This is a genomic window from Verrucosispora sp. WMMA2121 (genome assembly GCF_027460185.1).
GTDB classification, from domain to species: Bacteria; Actinomycetota; Actinomycetes; order Mycobacteriales; family Micromonosporaceae; genus Micromonospora; species Micromonospora palythoicola.
The window spans coordinates 3,724,988-3,741,064 of record NZ_JAPZBH010000006.1 but is presented as its reverse complement, the minus strand read 5'-3'; the positions used below and the strand labels follow the sequence as shown (position 1 = coordinate 3,741,064).

General features: G+C 72.9%; 6 protein-coding genes. 2 read left to right on the top strand and 4 right to left on the bottom strand.

Features of this window, described 5'->3' with window-relative positions:
• Positions 1-1,560, top strand: a complete 1,560-nt coding sequence (locus tag O7605_RS25730; RefSeq protein WP_269741549.1) for an MFS transporter — start codon at positions 1-3, stop codon at positions 1,558-1,560.
• Positions 1,561-1,634: 74 nt separating this feature from the next.
• Here the strand turns inward: O7605_RS25730 and O7605_RS25725 are convergent, their stop codons facing one another.
• From O7605_RS25725 to O7605_RS25715, 3 genes are all read right to left on the bottom strand, one after another.
• The gene (locus O7605_RS25725; RefSeq protein ID WP_269741548.1) at positions 1,635-5,672 is read right to left on the bottom strand and encodes a non-ribosomal peptide synthetase; all 4,038 of its coding nucleotides are present in this window, start codon (positions 5,670-5,672) and stop codon (positions 1,635-1,637) included.
• A 68-nt stretch (positions 5,673-5,740) separates the two neighbouring features.
• Positions 5,741-12,340, bottom strand: a complete 6,600-nt coding sequence (locus O7605_RS25720; protein ID WP_269741547.1) for a non-ribosomal peptide synthetase — start codon at positions 12,338-12,340, stop codon at positions 5,741-5,743.
• 50 nt (positions 12,341-12,390) lie between these two features.
• Positions 12,391-13,761, bottom strand: coding sequence for an aspartate aminotransferase family protein (locus O7605_RS25715; protein WP_269741546.1), 1,371 nt, complete (start codon positions 13,759-13,761; stop codon positions 12,391-12,393).
• 68 nt (positions 13,762-13,829) lie between these two features.
• Here O7605_RS25715 and O7605_RS25710 point away from each other — a divergent pair, with 68 nt between their 5' ends.
• Entirely contained in the window at positions 13,830-14,570 is a 741-nt protein-coding gene (locus O7605_RS25710) for an SDR family NAD(P)-dependent oxidoreductase (protein WP_269741545.1), read from the top strand.
• A 92-nt stretch (positions 14,571-14,662) separates the two neighbouring features.
• Here O7605_RS25710 and O7605_RS25705 read toward each other — a convergent pair whose 3' ends face one another.
• A complete protein-coding gene (locus O7605_RS25705; protein ID WP_269741544.1) occupies positions 14,663-16,072 on the bottom strand; it encodes a class-II fumarase/aspartase family protein in 1,410 nt (469 codons plus the stop codon).
• Positions 16,073-16,077: the final 5 nt, after the last annotated feature.

Sequence of the window (16,077 nt, the reverse complement as noted above, 5' to 3'; positions counted from 1 at the left end):
ATGGCCACTGAGGACGAAGGTCGACCACGCGGCGCCCGGCTGGTGCTGCTCATCCTCCTGGTGGCACAGATCATGGCGACGATGGACAACTCCATCGTCGCCGTGGCCACCAAGACCATCAAGGATGACCTGAACACCTCCGGCGCCGTTCTGCAACTGATCCTGTCCGGATACACGCTCATGTTCGCGGTGCTCGTGGTCACCGGCGCGCGCCTCGGCGGCGACGTGGGGCACCGGCGGCTGTTCATGATCGGGCTGGCCGGCTTCACCGCCAGCTCTCTGCTCTGCGGGATCGCCCCGACCGCGGGCACGCTGGTGGCCGCCCGCCTGCTGCAGGGGGCGTTCGGGGCCATGATGGTGCCGCAGGTGCTCTCGGTGATCCAGCTCGTCTTCACCGGCTCGGCCCGGGCCCGCGCCATCGGGCTCTACTCGATGGTGCTGGCGCTCGGCGTGGCCGCCGGTCAGATCGCCGGCGGCGTGATCGTCAGCGCCGACGTACTGGGCAGCGGCTGGCGAGCCGCGTTCCTGGTGAACGTGCCGATCGGGTTGGCCCTGCTGGCGGCGGCACCGCGTTACCTGCCCGGGCACACGCCCAGCTCGCGGTTCCGGCCCGACATCGTCGGCATCCTGCTGCTCGCCGTCTCGATGGGTGCGGTGGTCGCACCGCTGGTCTTCGGCCGGGAACAGGGCTGGCCGGCGTGGGCACTGGCCAGCATCGCCGCCGGCACGGCCGGGCTCGTCCTGTTCGTCCGGTACGAGCTGCGGCTGGGCGCCCGGGGCGGACAACCCGTGCTGGAGATCGACGCGTTGCGACCGCGAGGAGTCAAGTCGGGACTGCTGGCCTGCTGCATCCTCAACTTCGCCTTCGCCGGGGTGCTGTTTCCGCTCACCCTGCACGTGCAGAACGGGCTGGGCTACACACCGTTGCAGGCCGGGTTGATGTTCATCCCGTACCCCGTGGGTTTCGCGGCCGTCAGCCTCACCTGGACCCGGCTGCCGAAGCGTTTCCACCGCCCGCTACCGGTCGCCGGCCTGCTGGTGTTCGCCCTGGCCCTGGCCGCACTCGCGGTCGTGGTGGCCGGCGGCTGGCCGATCGCGGTGGTGTCGGCGCTGCTGCTGCTCGCCGGCGCGGGGATGGCGGCCGGTTTCAGCACGCTCGTGGAGCAGACGGCCGCGGCCGTGGGCCCCCGCTACGCCGCCGCCCTGTCGGCCCTGGTCTCGACCGGAACGCTGCTGGCCAGCGTGGTGAGCGTGGTCGTCGTCGGCGGCGTCTACCTGGCGACCGCCGAGAACGACCCGAGCCGTTCCGCGCTGGGGTTGAGCCGCAGCCTCTGGGTCGACGCCGGTCTGCTGATCCTCGGATTCCTGCTGGCCTACCGGACCTGGCGGCTGTCCACCCGGGTGTCGACCGAGACGGCGCCGAGCGGCGACGCCGCCGAGCAGGTCGAGGCCGTGGCGGCGCCGGGCAACGCTCCCCCCGGTGAGGTCGAGGTCGAACCGGCAGCGGGCCCGGTCGAGGAGGCGTCCACGCCGACCGGAGCGCGTTCCGCGCCGAGGTGACCGGGGGCCGCCGCCGGTGACGATGCTCGTCCGGGGCCCGCCCAGCCGTTGGTCTGGGCGGGCCCCGGTGCCGGTCAGCCGAGGTCGAGCACCCGGGCCACCTGGTCGTCGATGAGAGCTGCCAGCGCGGGCAGGTGCTGCGCCGACCACATCGAGTAGTGGTCGCCGGGCAGCGTCACCACCTCCATCGCCGGGCTCCACCGGCGCCACGCCGCGCGGCTGGCCTCCCGCTTCGCCTGCACCAGCACCGTCCGACCGGCGTACGGTGCCGGTTGGTAGCCGTAGATGGCCCGCATGTTGGCGCGGAACACCGCGTACCGGTTGGCGACGAAGTCGGCCCGCACGTCCGACGGGATCAGTCCGTGCCGGACGAGGAAACCGGTGAGCGCCGCGATCGGGTCGGCCGCGTCGACCACCTCGGCGTCCAGCGGCGGTGCCGGTGCCGCGGAGAGCCCGGCCAGGTCGGCCACGAAGGTCTCCATCACCTGGCGCTCGCTCGGCAGCGGCAACGGGCCGGGTTCATTGGAGTCGATCATCACCACGAGGTCGGGTGCGGCACCCGCGGCGGCGAGTTGCCGGGCCATCTCGAAGCAGAGGAAGCCTCCCATCGACCAGCCGGCGAGCAGGTACGGCCCGTGCGGCTGCCGCTCGCGCAGCGCGCCGACGTACCGCCCGGCGAGCGTCACCAGGTCGTCGACCGGGTCGATGCCGCCCTCCAGTCCCGGCGCCTCGAAGCCGTCCACCGGCTGCTCCGGGTGCAACGCCCGGCTCAGCGGGAGGTACCAGTACGGCGAGCCGGAGACCGCGTGCGGGCAGTAGAGCCGGGGCCGCGAACCGGTGGCCTTGAGCGTGACGAGTGGCGAGGCGTCGACCACCGGCCCGTGCTCGACGAACCGGGCGACCGCCCGGACGGTCGGAGTGGCGTAGAACTGCTTGAGCGACACCGACGTGCCGATCCGTCCGGCGATGCGGGCCAGCACGTGCGCCGCCTGCAACGAGTGCCCGCCGAGGTCGAAGAAGGACGTCTCCGCACCCACCCGGGCCACCCCTAGCACCTCCGCGAAGATCTCCGCGACCTGGCGCTCGGCCCCGGTGGTGGGGGCCGCGCCGGTGTCGTCGGTGTCCGCCGCCTCCGGTGCCGGCAGCGCCCGCCGGTTTACCTTGCCGCTGGTGGTCAACGGCAGGGCGGGCAGTCGGACGAACCGGCCGGGCACCAGATGGGCGGGCAGCTCCGTGCTCAGGTGCGTGCGCAGAGCGGCGTCGCCGGCCGGCTCGGCGGCGTCCACCACGTACCCGACGAGCCGCTGCACCCCGTTGCCGTCGCGGACCACGGCCACGGCGGCGCGGGCCACCCCTGGGTGCCGGCTCAGCAGTGCCTCGATCTCGTCGAGTTCGACGCGTAGGCCGCGCAACTTCACCTGGCCGTCCAGCCGGCCACCGAAGTGCAGCCGGCCCTGCGCGTCCCAGTGCCCACGATCGCCGGTGCGGTAGACCCGCCCCTGCGGGTCGAACGGATCCACGGTGAACCGGCGTCGGGTCAGCTCGTCGTCGTTGAGGTATCCGGTGCTCAGCGCCGCGCCGCCGACCAGGATCTCCCCCGGCACCCCGACCGGGACCGGGTTGTCCCAGCGGTCGACCAGGTAGGTGCGGCGGTTCGGCATCGTCACGCCGATCGGCGGTGGGGTGGCTGCCGACCAGTCCGTGCAGTCGTGGGCGAGGCAGCCCACCGTGGCCTCGGTCGGGCCGTACAGGTTGACGAACCGACGCCGGCCCGGACGCGCCCACCGGGCCACCAGGTCGGCGGGGCAGACCTCGCCACCGACCAGCACCTCCCGCAGCGCGTCGAACCGGTCGGTGTCGCCCTCGACCAGACCGAGCGTGGTCGGGGTCAGGAACAGGTGGGTGATCCGTTCGGCCGCCAGGACCTCGGCTAGTCCGCCCGGCGAGAGCAACCGTTCCTTGCCGATCACCACCACCGTGGCACCGGAGGTGAGCGCCGCCAGCACCTCGCCCGCCGCCAGGTCGAACACCGGCGCGCAGCCGTGCAGCACCCGGTCGCCGGGCCCGCAGCGCCACTGGTCGCGCATCCAGTCCAGGTAGGTGACGAAACCCAGGTGCGGCAGTTGGACGCCCTTCGGGTCACCCGTCGTGCCCGAGGTGTGCAGCACGTACGCCAGGTCGTCCGGGCCGGTGGACGGCTCCGGAGCGAGCCCGGCGGCGGAGTCCAGGTCACCGGTGTCGAGCAGGAGGGTCCGCCACGGACCGTCCGGCACCCCGGCGGCGTGCTCGGTGCGGGTGAGCACGAGCCGGGCGGCACAGTTGGTCAGGATCCGGCGCAGCCGGTTCGGTGGGGCGGCGGTGTCCAGCGGCACGTACACCCCACCGGCGTGCCAGATCGCCAGCGGCGTCAGCACCTCGTCGACGCCCCGGTCCAGCAGCGCCGGCACCCGGTCGCCGGGTCGCAGGCCGGCGGCGCGCAGGCCGGCCGCCCGCCGGGCGGCCAGGTCGAGCAGCTCCCGGTAGGTCAGCTCGTGATCGCCGTGCCGGACGGCCACCGCGTCGGGGTTGCGTTCGGCCTGCGCCCGGACCAGCTGGTGGACGGTGGCCGGGGCCACCTCACGTCGTTCGCCCGCGCCGAGGGCCAGGACCCGCTCGCGTTCGGCGGGATCGAGCATCGGCAACCGCGACAGCGTCGTACCCGGGTCGGCCAGACCCGCGTCGAGCAGCCGGGCGACGTGGTCGAGCATGGCGCGTACCCGCCGGGCGTCGAACAGGTCGGTGGAGTACTCGGTGAGCACCGAGTACCGGTCGCCGTGGTCGACGAGGCTGACCATCATGTCGAAGCGGGACCGGTCCAGCCGCAGGTCGACCGGGGTGCTGTCGGTGCCGGGCAGCGTCGGTCCACCCCAGGTGGAGCCGTCCAGCAGTTGCACGGCCACCTGGAACAGCGGGTTGCGGCCCGGGTCGCGGGGTGGGGCGAGCCGCTGCACCACCCGCTCGAACGGGGCGTCCTGGTGTTCCCACGCGCCCAGGCAGGTGTCCCGGGCCCGGTCGACCAGGGTGGCGAAACTGGGGTCGCCCGAGGTGTCCAGTCGCAGCACCCCCATGTTGGCGAAGAACCCGACCACACTCTCGAGCTCCGGTCGACTGCGCCCGCTGAAGGTGGTGCCGACGGCCAGGTCGTCGGTGCCGGTGTAGCGGGCGAGCATCGCCGCGAAGGCGGCCACCAGCACCATGAACGGACTCGCGCCGGTCTCCTTGGCCAACGCCTGCACCCCGGCGTGCAGCTGCGGATCCAGTGGTTGCTCCAGCAGCGCACCCCGGAACGACGCGGTGGTCGGCCGGGGTCGGTCGGCCGGCAGTTCCAGGGTGGGCAGCTCGGCCAGCCGCTGCGCCCAGTACCTGAGGTGGTTGTCCAGTTCGGCGGTGGCCAGTTGCTGATGCTGCCAGCGGGCGAAGTCCGGGTACTGCAGGGCGGGCGGGTCCAGCCGCGCTGACGTGCCGTGCCGGTGGGCGTCGTACGCGGCGGCCAGTTCCCGCAGGATCAGGCCCATCGACCAGCCGTCGACCACGATGTGGTGCGCCGCGACGGCGAGGGCGTGCTCGGTGGGACCGAGCCGGACCAGCCGGGCCCGGAACAGCGGGCCGGTGGCCAGGTCGAACGGGCGGTGCACCTCCTGCTGTTGGAGCAGGGTGAGCGCCGCCGGCCGGCGCTGCTCCTCGGGCAGCCGGGACACGTCGTCGACGACCAGGCTGGCCGGCCCCGGCGGCAGCACCCGCTGGTACGCCACGCCGTCGACGCTCTCCACGACCGTGCGCAACGCCTCGTGCCGGGCCACCACGCCGTCCAACGCCCGCCGCAGCGCGGCGGGGTCCACCTCGCCGGTCAGGTACGAGGCCTGCACCAGGTTGTACGTCGGCTCGGCCGGCGCGAGCTGGGCGAGGAACCACAACTGTTCCTGGGCCCGCGACAGCGGCACCCGCTCGTCGCCGGCCGGGCGGGCACCGATCGTCGCCGGTGGCTGCCGGCGCTGTTGCCGCATCCGTTCCAGCAGCAGCCGCCGGCGCTCGTCCAGTCGGGCTACCCTGCCGTCGAAGGTCTCGTCGGACATCTCACTCCTTTCAGGACACCGCCGGCCCCGCCGCGCACGGCGGCGGGGCCCGCGGACGCGACCGGCGATCAGTCCGCCGCCAGCAGCCGTTCCACCTCGTCGTCGCTGAGCTGCTCGATCTCGTCGAGCAGCTCCCACTGCGCCGCCTGCTCGGCGGCCCGTCGGCGTCCGGCCAGCTCGGCCAGGGCCGCGACGGTCGGTGCCGCGTAGAAGTCCCGCACGGTCAGCGGCACACCGAGTGCGTCGTTGAGCCGGCCCACCGCCCGGATCGCCTGCAGCGAGTTGCCGCCGCTGAGGAAGAACTCGTCCTCGCGGCCGGCCCGTTCCAGACCGAGCAGATCGGCGAAGACCCCGGCGATGAGCCGCTCGTCGTCGGTGCCCGGCGGCACGTACGCCGCCTGCCCGGCACCGGACTCGGGCGCCGGCAACCGCTTGCGGTCCACCTTGCCGGTGCGGGTCAGCGGCAGCTGCGGCAGGCGCAGCACCACGTTGGGCACCATGTACCCGGGCAGCTTCCCGGCGAGCGTCGCCCGCAGGGCCTCCGCGTCGTCGTCCGACAACTCGCCGACCACGTACCCGACCAGGACCGCCTCGGCGCCCGTGCCGTGCACCGCCGCGGCGGCCCCGGACACGCCGGCCGCCGTGCGCAGGGCGTGCTCCACCTCGCCCAGCTCGACCCGCAGGCCACGCAGCTTGACCTGCCCGTCGCGGCGGCCGAGGAACTCCAACTGGCCGTCCCGGTTCCACCGGGCCAGGTCACCGGTGCGATAGGCCCGTCCCTCCCCGGCCCGCTCGTCGGCACCGAACGCCGAGGCGGTCAGCTCGGGTCGGTCGAGATAGCCACGCGCCACCCCGTTGCCGGCGACGACCAGCTCGCCGGGCACACCGACCGGCGCCAGGTCGCCGCTGTCGTCGACGACGTACACCCGCCGGTTCGGCATCGGACGACCGATCGGTACGGTCGCCGCGGGTGCGCCGTCGGCCGGGCACTCGTACCAGGTGCAGCCCACCGTGGCCTCAGCCGGGCCGTACAGGTTGAGCACCCGCCGGCCGTCGACGTGCCAGGCGGCCACCAGCGACGGCGGCGCCGACTCGCCGGCCATCATCACCGACCGCAGTTGCGGCAGTTCGGCGGGATCGAGCAGACCCAGCACCGTGGGGGTGGTGAAGATGTGCGTCGCGCCGGTCTCGCGGGCCAGCCCGGTCAGCGCACCCGGGCGGTGCACGTCGTCGTGACCGGCCACCACCACGGCCGCACCGGCGGTGAGGGCACCGAACAGTTCACCGACGGCCAGGTCGAACACCGGCGCGCAGCAGTGCATCATCCGGGACCGTGGCTCGATGCCGAAGTCCGGCACCATCCAGTCCAGGTAGCCCGCGACCATGCCGTGCTCGATGAGCACACCCTTCGGCTCGCCGGTGGAACCGGAGGTGTACAGCACGTACGCCAGCGACTCGGGGGTCAGCTCGGCCAGCCACGGCTCGTCGGCCGCGTCCGGCAGCTCCGCCGCCGGGTCCACGACGGTCACCCCGGTCAGGGTGCCGAGCCGCGCCGGGTCGCCGACCACCACCCGGGCGCCGGTGTCGCGTACCTGGAAGGCCAGCCGGCTCGGCGGCGCGGCCGGGTCCATCGGCGCGTACGCGGCACCGGCCCGCAGCACGGCCAGCACGCTCACCACCTCCGCGAGGCTGCGCTCCAGCAGCACCGGCACGACCTCCCCGGTGCCCACCCCGGCGGCACGCAGCCGCGCGGCGAGCCGACGGCTGCGCTCGTCGAGTTCGGCGTAGCTCAGCGTGCCCTCGGCGGCGATGACCGCGGTGGCCTGCGGGGTGCGGGCCACGCTCGCCGCGAACAGCTCCGGCAGGGTCGCCGGCCGGTGGGCTCGTCGCTCCCCCTGAGCCAGCGCCAGCAGTTCGGTCCGCTCGGTGTCGTCGAGCAGTGGCAGGGCCGACAACGGGGTCTCCGGTGCCGCCACGGCGGCCCGCAGAACCCGCTCCAGGTGGCCGAACATCGCCTCGATCCGGGCGGTGTCGAACAGATCGGTGGCGTACTCGATCCGGAAGGTGATGCCGTCGGTCTCCTCGTACGCGTTGATCGCCATGTCGAAGCGGGAGACGCCGGGATCGACGTCGAGGAACTCGGCGGCCAGCCCGGGGAACCGGAAATCCACCAGGTCGCCGCTGAGCAGGTCGATGGAGACCTGGAAGACCGGGTTGCGGCTGGCGTCGCGGCGTCGACCGAGCCGCCCGACGACCCGCTCGAACGGCGCGTCCTGGTGGTCCCAGGCGGCCAGCAGGGTGCCCATGGTGCGGCGGACCGCCTCGCCGAAGCTCGGGTCGCCGGAGAGGTCGGTACGCAGGGCCAGCATGTTGACGAAGAAGCCGACCAGGTCCTCCAGCTCCGGACGGCCGCGACCGGCACCGGCGGTGCCGACCACCACGTCGTCGACGCCGGTGTAGCGCATCAGCACCGTCTTGAAGCCGGCGAGCAGCACCGCGTACGTGCTGGCCTGCTCCTGCTGGGCCACCCGGCGCAGGCCCTCCAGCACGTCGGCGGGCATCCGGCGCACCAGCAGGGCGCCGCGGTTGCTGGCCGTGGCCGGGCGGGGCCGGTCGGTGGGCAGGTCCAGGGTGGGCGCGTCCGCCAGCTGCCCAGCCCAGTACGCCAGCTGCGGCTCCAGGTCACCGGCGTCGAGCTGCCGGCGCTGCGCCAGCGCGTGGTCGGCGTACTGCAACCGCAGGGCGGGCAGCTGCGGCTGCCGGTCGTGCCGCAACGCGTCGTACAGCTCGGCGAGATCACGCACCAGCAGCCCGGCCGACCAGCCGTCGGCGCAGATGTGGTGCAGCACCATGCTGAGCACGTGCTCCTGGCCGTCGAGGCGGATCAGCCGGGCCCGCAGCATCAGGTCGCGACCCAGGTCGAACGGTTCGGTGGCGTCGCGCTCCAGCTCGACGCGCAGCGCCTGCTCCCGGTCGTCGGCTGCCGTCGCGTCCAGCTCGTGCACCGGCAGCGACACCTCACCGACGGGTGACACCAGTTGGTACGGGGTGTCGTCCTCGGTGCCGAACGTGGTGCGCAGCGCCTCGTGGCGGGCCACCACGGCGGTCAGCGCCCGACCGAGCAGGTCGACGTCGAGCGGTCCGGTGAGGCGTACCGGCACCGGGATGTGGTAGGTGGGCTGGCCGGGTGCGAGCTGTTCGAGGAACCAGAGCTGCTCCTGGGTCGGTGACAGCGGCAGCCGCTGTCCCTCGTGCCCGCCGGACGCCGGACCGTCCTGTCCGGCGAGGGCCGCCCGGGCGGCCCGGAGTCGCTGTTCCAGGTCGGCGATCTCCTGCTCCAACCGGGCCCGGGTCTGGTCGGTCACCGCTGCCGCGTCGGTGGGGGTCGCGGTGTCGGTGGCCGACGGCGTGCCGGCGAGCAGCTGGGCGATCTCGCTGACCCGCGGTTTGGTGTAGAAGTCCCGCATGGTCGCGCTGGCCCCGCCGAGTTCGGCGATCCGGGACAGCACCCGGGCCGCCATCAGCGAGTTGCCGCCCAGCTCGAAGAAGTTCGCGTCGGCACCGACCCGCTCGACACCGAGCACCGCGGCGAAGATCTCGGCGACCCGCTCCTCCTCGGGGGTGCGCGGCGCGACCAGCTCCACCTCGGCCGACCCGGTCTCCTCGGGCACCGGGAGCCGGTTGCGGTCCACCTTGCCGACGCTCGTCAACGGCAGCACGTCCAGGGCCACGAAGACGTGCGGCACCATGTACGGCGGCAGGTCGGCGAGCAGGTGCTCGCGCAGTTCCTCGGTCGGTGGTGCCGCCGCGCCGGCCGGGACCACGTAGCCGACCAGCCGCTTGCTGCCGGGGCTGTCCTCGCGCAGCGCCACCGCCGCCTCGGCGACGCCGGGATGCGCGGTGAGCGTCGACTCGATCTCCTCCAGCTCGATGCGCAGCCCGTTGAGCTTGACCTGGGTGTCGATGCGGCCGAGGAACTGGATCTGCCCGTCCTCGGTCCACACGCCCAGGTCGCCGGTGCGGTACATCCGCTCACCGGGACGGTACGGGTCGTCGATGAACTTCTCGGCGGTCAACTCCGGCCGGTTGAGGTAGCCCCGGGCGAGGCCCTCACCGCCGGTGACCACCTCACCGGGCACCCCGACCGGTTGCAGGTTGTTCCACCGGTCCAGCACGTAGGCCACCCGGTTGGGCATGGCCCGCCCGATCGGCGGTTGGCCGATCCAGGTGCGGTGCTCGCACTCGTAGAAGATGCAGCCGACGGCGGCCTCGGTCGGTCCGTACCCGTTGATGAACCGGCGGCCCGGGGTGTTCCAGCGGTTGATGAGATCACCCGTGACCGCCTCACCGCCGGCGATCATGTACTTGAGGTCGGGGTAGCTGCCCGGCGGGATGCGGCCCAGGATGGCCGGCGGTCCGCCGATGTAGGTGATCTTCTCCGAGACCAGCAGCTGCCCGATCACGTCCGGGTCGGTGCGGTGTTCCTCCGGTACGAAGACCATCGTCACGCCACGGGTCAGCGCGGTGAAGATCTCGCCCTCGGCGAAGTCGAAGATGGGCGCCATGTGTTGCAGCAACCGGTCGCCGGGGCCGAAGTCGAAGATGTTGCCGAGCCAGAGCAGGAACGTGTTCAGTGCGTGATGCTCGATCATCACGCCCTTGGGTTTGCCGGTCGACCCCGAGGTGTAGAGCACGTAGGCCAGCGAGTTCTCGTCGGCCAGCTCGTCGAGCGGCGCCGCACCGGCGGCCGCCGCCGACAGCTCGTCCCACTCCGTGTCGACCAGCACCGGCGTGGCGGCGGCGCCCTCGGGCAGCCGGTCGGCCAGCGCGCTGCGGGTGACCACCGCCTTGGCCGCGGTGTCTTCGAGGATGAACTCGATGCGGCGCACCGGGTGGCCCGGGTCCATCACCACGAACGCGCCGCCGGCCTGCTGCGCGGCGACCATGCCGACGATCAGGTCGAAGCCCCGTTCCAGCAGCAACGCGACGATGTCGTCCCGGCCCACGCCGAGCGCCCGGAAGCGGTGCGCCAGCACCCGGGCGCGGCGATCCAGCTCGCCGTAGGTCAGCTCGGCGCCGTGCAGGGTGGCCGCCACCAGGTCGGGTCGTTCGGCGGCCAGCCGCGCGATCTGCACGTGCACCGGTTCGCGGGCGCGCTCCCCCCGCGGTCCCTGCCAGGTGTCCAGCAGCAGCGTCCGCTCCTCCTCGTCGAGCAGCGGCAGCGCCGACAGCGGGGTGTCGGGGGCCTCGACGGCGGTCCGCAACACCCGTTCGAGATGCCGCAGCAGCCGCGCCATCCGCGGCTCGTCGAACAGGTCGACCGAGTAGTCGGCGACCAGCCGCAGCTGGTCGGGGCTCTCGGTGCAGGTGATCGACAGGTCGAACGGGTGCCCGCCCGGGTTGGCGTCCAGCGAGGTGACGGTGAGCCCGGGCAGGTTCGGCTCGGTGCTCTGGGTGGCGCTGCCCAGCAGTTGCAGACCCACCTGGAACAGCGGGTTCCGCGAGGGGTCACGGACCGGCTGGATCCGCTCGACGACCTTCTCGAACGGCACCTGCTGGTGCTTCCACGCCTCCAGCACCACGCCGCGTACCCGGGTCAGCAGTTCGCCGAAGGTCGGGTCGTCGGCGACCTCGGTCCGCAGCACCACCATGTTGACGAAGTAGCCGATGAGGGGCTCCAGCTCCGCCGGCTCCCGGCCGGTGGTGGTGGTGCCGACGACGATCTCGTCCTGTCCGCTGTAGCGGGCCAGCACCGCCTGGTACGCCGTCATCAGCGTCATGAACAGGGTGGCGTTGTTGCGGGCGGAGAGCTGACGCAGCCGGTGCAGCAGGTCCCCGTCGAGGGTGCGGGACACCGCGGCGCTGCGGTACGACATCGTGGCCGGTCGCGGCCGGTCGGTGGGCAGTTCCAGGGTGGGCAACCCGCTCAGCCGCTGCTGCCAGTGGTCGAGCTGGTCGGTGAAGACCTCGTCGCTGAGCTGGTTGCGCTGCCAGGCCGCGTAGTCGCCGTACTGCACGGGCAGCGGTGCCAGCGCCGGCGGGCGGCCGGTGTGGTGGGCCGCGTACAGCTCGGACAGCTCGTTGGTGAGCACCGCCTGCGACCAGCCGTCGGAGGCGATGTGGTGCATGGTGACGGCGAGCAGGTGGTCGGCGTCGTCGAGGCGGACCAGCAGCGAGCGGAACAGCGGCCCCTCCGCCAGGTCGAACGGTCGCCGGATCTCCTCCTGCACCCGCCGCTGCGCCTCCGCCAGCCGCACCGCCGGGTCCGCGACGTCGCTGAGGTCGTCCACCACCAGGTGGTGCGGCTGGTCCCCCGGCTTGGCGATGTGCTGGTACGGTTCGCCGTTCTCGGCCCGGATGGTGGTCCGCAGCGCCTCGTGCCGATCGACGATGTCGGCCAGCGCGCGGCGCAGGGCCGTCAGGTCCAGCGGTCCCTGCAACCGGAACACCGACGGCACGTTGTACGTGGACTGTCCCGGCACCAACTGGTCGAGGAACCACAGCTGTTCCTGCAGGTAGGACACGGGCGCCCGGTCCGCGTCCCCGACCCGGCGGGGGATCCGGGTCGACGGGCGTTGGCGTTCGGTCAACTGCGCACCGACCTGCTTCAGCAACAGGGCGCGCTGCTCGGCGGTCAGAGTGGAGAGGCGTTGGGCGTGCTGGTTCATCTCGCTCCTCGGCACGGACTGCGGTGACGACTGTCGGATGGTTTCGGAGGTCATCGGTAGTGGCTGCCTATGACGGACAACGCCTCGTCGAGGATGTCCAGGCCCTCGCGGATCTCCCGCTCGGTCGCGGTGCACGGCGGCACGACGTGGATCCGGTTGGTGTGCAGGAACGGCCAGAGCCCGCGCTTGCGGCAGGCGGCGGCCAGCTCCTCCATCGGGCCGGGCGGGCCGCCGGGCGCCCCCAGCGGCGGCAGCATCTCGCGGGTGTCCCGGTCCCGCACCAGCTCCAGCGCCCAGAACACACCCAGTCCGCGTACCTCGCCGATGACCGGGTGGCGTTCGGACAGCTCCCGCAGACCGGGGCCGAGTACCTCGGCACCGAGGTGGGCGGCGTTCTCGACGATCCCTTCCTCGCTCATCGCCGTGATGGCGGCCACCGCGGCGGCGCAGGCCAGCGGGTGACCGGAGTAGGTCAGGCCGCCGGGGTAGGGCCGGTCGGCGAAGGCGTCGAAGACGCGCGGACCCATCAGCACCCCGCCGAGCGGGACGTAGCCGGAGTTCACCCCCTTGGCGAAGGTGATGAGGTCGGGTACGACGTCCCAGTTCTGCACCGCGAACCAGCGTCCGGTCCGGCCGAAGCCGGCCATCACCTCGTCGGCGATCAGCAGGATGCCGTGCCGGTCACACAGCTCGCGTACGCCGGCCAGGTAGCCCTCCGGCGGCACCAGCACCCCGTTGGTGCCGACCACCGGTTCCAGGATCACGGCGGCGACGGTGCCCGGCCCTTCCAACGCGATCACCTGCTCGAGGTGGGCCAGCGCCCGCTGGGCCTCCTCCGGCTCGGTGCGGGCGTGGAACGCACTGCGGTACAGGTAGGGGCCGAAGAAGTGGACCACGCCGGCCGCGCCGGTGTCGATCGGCCAGCGGCGCGGGTCGCCGGTCAGGTGCAGCGTCAGGTGGGACCCGCCGTGGTAGGAGCGGTACGCGGCGAGCACCTTCGGCCGCCCGGTGACCAGGCGGGCCATCCGTACGGCGTGTTCCACCGCGTCGGTGCCGCCGTTGGTGAACAGCACCCGGTCGAGGTCGCCCGGTGCCCGTTCGGCGATCAGCCGGGCCGCCCGTGCCCGCTGGTCGTTGCCGAACGCCGGGCTGACCGTGCACAGCCGTTCGGCCTGGCGCTGGATCGCCGCCACCACCTTCGGGTGCTGGTGACCGATGTTGACGTGCACGAACTGGGAGGCGAAGTCGAGGTAGCGGTTGCCGTCGTAGTCCCAGAAGTACGAGCCGAGCGCCCGCGCCACCGGCATCGGCGACAGTTGTCGCTGCGCGGACCAGGAGTAGAACAGGTGGGCCCGGTCCTCGGCCAGGATGCCCTGCGCCGTGTCGGGCAGCGGATCGCTGTGGTGGTCGTGCGCGCTCACGCGGCTGCTCCCGTCGGACTGAAGTGGTGGATACTGCCGGGCATCGATGACCGAGAGGGGTGGTGGGCGTGCCGAAGCTGGCCGTGGTTTCCGGAGGTGGCACCGGGATCGGGCGGGCGATCGCCGAGGAGCTGGCCGCGGAGCACGAGGTGGTGCTGCTCGGCCGGCGCGCGGAGGTGCTGCGACGCACCGCCGAGGAGTTGTCCGGCGAGCACCGCCGGGTCCGGGCGGTGGTCGCCGACCTGTGCGAACCCGATGAGGTACGCCGGGCCGCCGACGAGATCACCGCCGGGGACCGTACGGTTGACGTGCTGGTCAACAACGCCGGGGGCAACTTCGCGCCGCAGCCCGCCGAGGATCTGTCCACCCTGCGCGAGCAGTACCTGCACAACCTCGGTGGCAACGTGTTGCCGGTGGTGCTGCTGACCCAGGCGCTGCTGCCCGCCCTGCGACGCCCGGGCGGTCGGATCGTCACGGTGACCTCCATCGCGGCCTTCCGTGGCAACGCCTCCTACGGGGCCGCCAAGGCGGCGCTGCACCCGTGGTCCACGGAGTTGGCCGCGCGGCTGGCCGGTGCGGGCATCACGGTGAACGTCGTCGCGCCCGGCTACGTGGGCGGCACCGAGTTCTACCGGGACCGGATGACGCCGGAGTTCCACCGGCAGCGTTCGGCGCAGGCGCCGGTGGGTCGCGGCGGCACGGTGGCCGACGTCGCCGGGCTGGTCGGCTACCTCGCCGGCGCCACGGCGGGCTTCGTGACCGGCCAGATCATCCAGATCAACGGCGGCGCGCTGATGGGCCGCGGCTGACCCGGAACCGGCCGGCGGCCGCCGGACGGGCCCCGGATGGGGTCCGCCGCCGGCTCGCCGGCACATCGGCCGGTCCCGTCGTCGCGCACCGGTCACCCGCGGCCTGCCAGCCACTTGCGCGCCTCCGCCACGGCACGATGGGTCAGGTCGGTCGACGCACCGAGATAGCGGGCCGGATCGAAGATCACCTCGACCTCGTGGTCGGGCAGCAGGCGGCGTAGCTCGGCGCAGCCGTCCAGGGACTCCCGCAGCGAGCCACCGGCGTCGTGGGCCTGCTGGCTCAGCTCGTAGACACGCTCGTGGGCGGTCTGTTTGCCCACGTGCGCGCCGAGGGCGAGCATCAGCCGCTCGGAGGCGAGCTGGTCGGCGACGACCCGGGTGTTCTCCCGCAGCCGGTCGACGTTGACGGTGAGGCCGCTGACCAGCTCCCGGGTGATCTCGCAGGCGGCCAGGGTGTAGTGGGACACGTCCGGCACGCACGCCCACTCCACCCGCAGCGCCCGCGAGTCCCGCTCGTGGTCACCGATCATCCCGCTGTACGCGATGCCCGCCTGGGCGGCGGCGAGCTTCGCCATCACCACCACCTGCTCGCACCGCTCCGGGTTGCGCTTGTGCGGCATGGTGCTCGACCCGACCTTGCCGTACCGCCACGGCTCGGTGACCTCGCCGAACTCGGGCCGGCCGATGGTGCGGATCTCGTCGGCCACCCGGCCCAGGGTGCCGGCCACCATGGCCAGGGTGGTGACGAACTCCACCACCCGGTCGCGGGCCACGTGCCAGCCGATCGTCGGTACGCCCAGACCCAGCCGCGCGGCGAACCGCTCCAGCAACCCGATGCCCTCGGTGCCGAAGCCGGCCATGGTCCCGGCACCGCCGAACAGCTGGGCCACCACCACCCGGGACCGGACGGTCGCCAGCCGCTCGGTGTGCCGCAGGATCTCGTCGATCCAGCTGGCCGCCTTGAGGCCGAAGCTCATCGGCAGCGCCGCGCGGGCGTGGGTGCGTCCCACCGCCACCGTGTCGGCGTGTTTCTCGGCCAGCTCCACCAGGCAGCCGAGAATCTCCGTCAGCTCCCGGTCGATCTCGTCGAGGGTGTCGCGGATCTCCAGCGACTGCCCGGTGTCCTGGATGTCCTGGGTGGTGGCGCCGAAGTGGATGAACTCCCCGGTGCCGTCCGGGCAGGCCGCCTGGAACACCCGCAGCAGGCCGACGAGCGAGTGCCCGGAGCGCTCGATCTCGTGCTGCACCGCGTCCAGGTCGATGCGGTCCAGCCGGGCCGCCGACACGATGCCCTCGACCGCCGTGGCGGGAATCATGCCCAACTCACCCTGCGCCTGGGCCAGCGCCGCCTCGATGTCGAGCCAGCGCTGCTTGCGACAGACGTCGCAGTAGATCCGCCGGCTGGCGGCGGTCGCGTAGCGGTTGCCGTAGAAGCGGGAGTCGGTGATGTGGCCCCGCTCGTGGCGGCAGGTCTCGACCGAATGGGCGTGGGTGACGGACATCGGTG

Excerpts from the sequence above, each read along its gene's own strand:
- O7605_RS25730 (WP_269741549.1), top strand. The coding sequence starts at position 1 with ATGGCCACTGAGGACGAAGGTCGACCACGCGGCGCCCGGCTGGTGCTG.
- O7605_RS25725 (WP_269741548.1), bottom strand. The coding sequence starts at position 5,672 with ATGTCCGACGAGACCTTCGACGGCAGGGTAGCCCGACTGGACGAGCGC.
- O7605_RS25720 (WP_269741547.1), bottom strand. The coding sequence starts at position 12,340 with ATGAACCAGCACGCCCAACGCCTCTCCACTCTGACCGCCGAGCAGCGC.
- O7605_RS25705 (WP_269741544.1), bottom strand. The coding sequence starts at position 16,072 with ATGTCCGTCACCCACGCCCATTCGGTCGAGACCTGCCGCCACGAGCGG.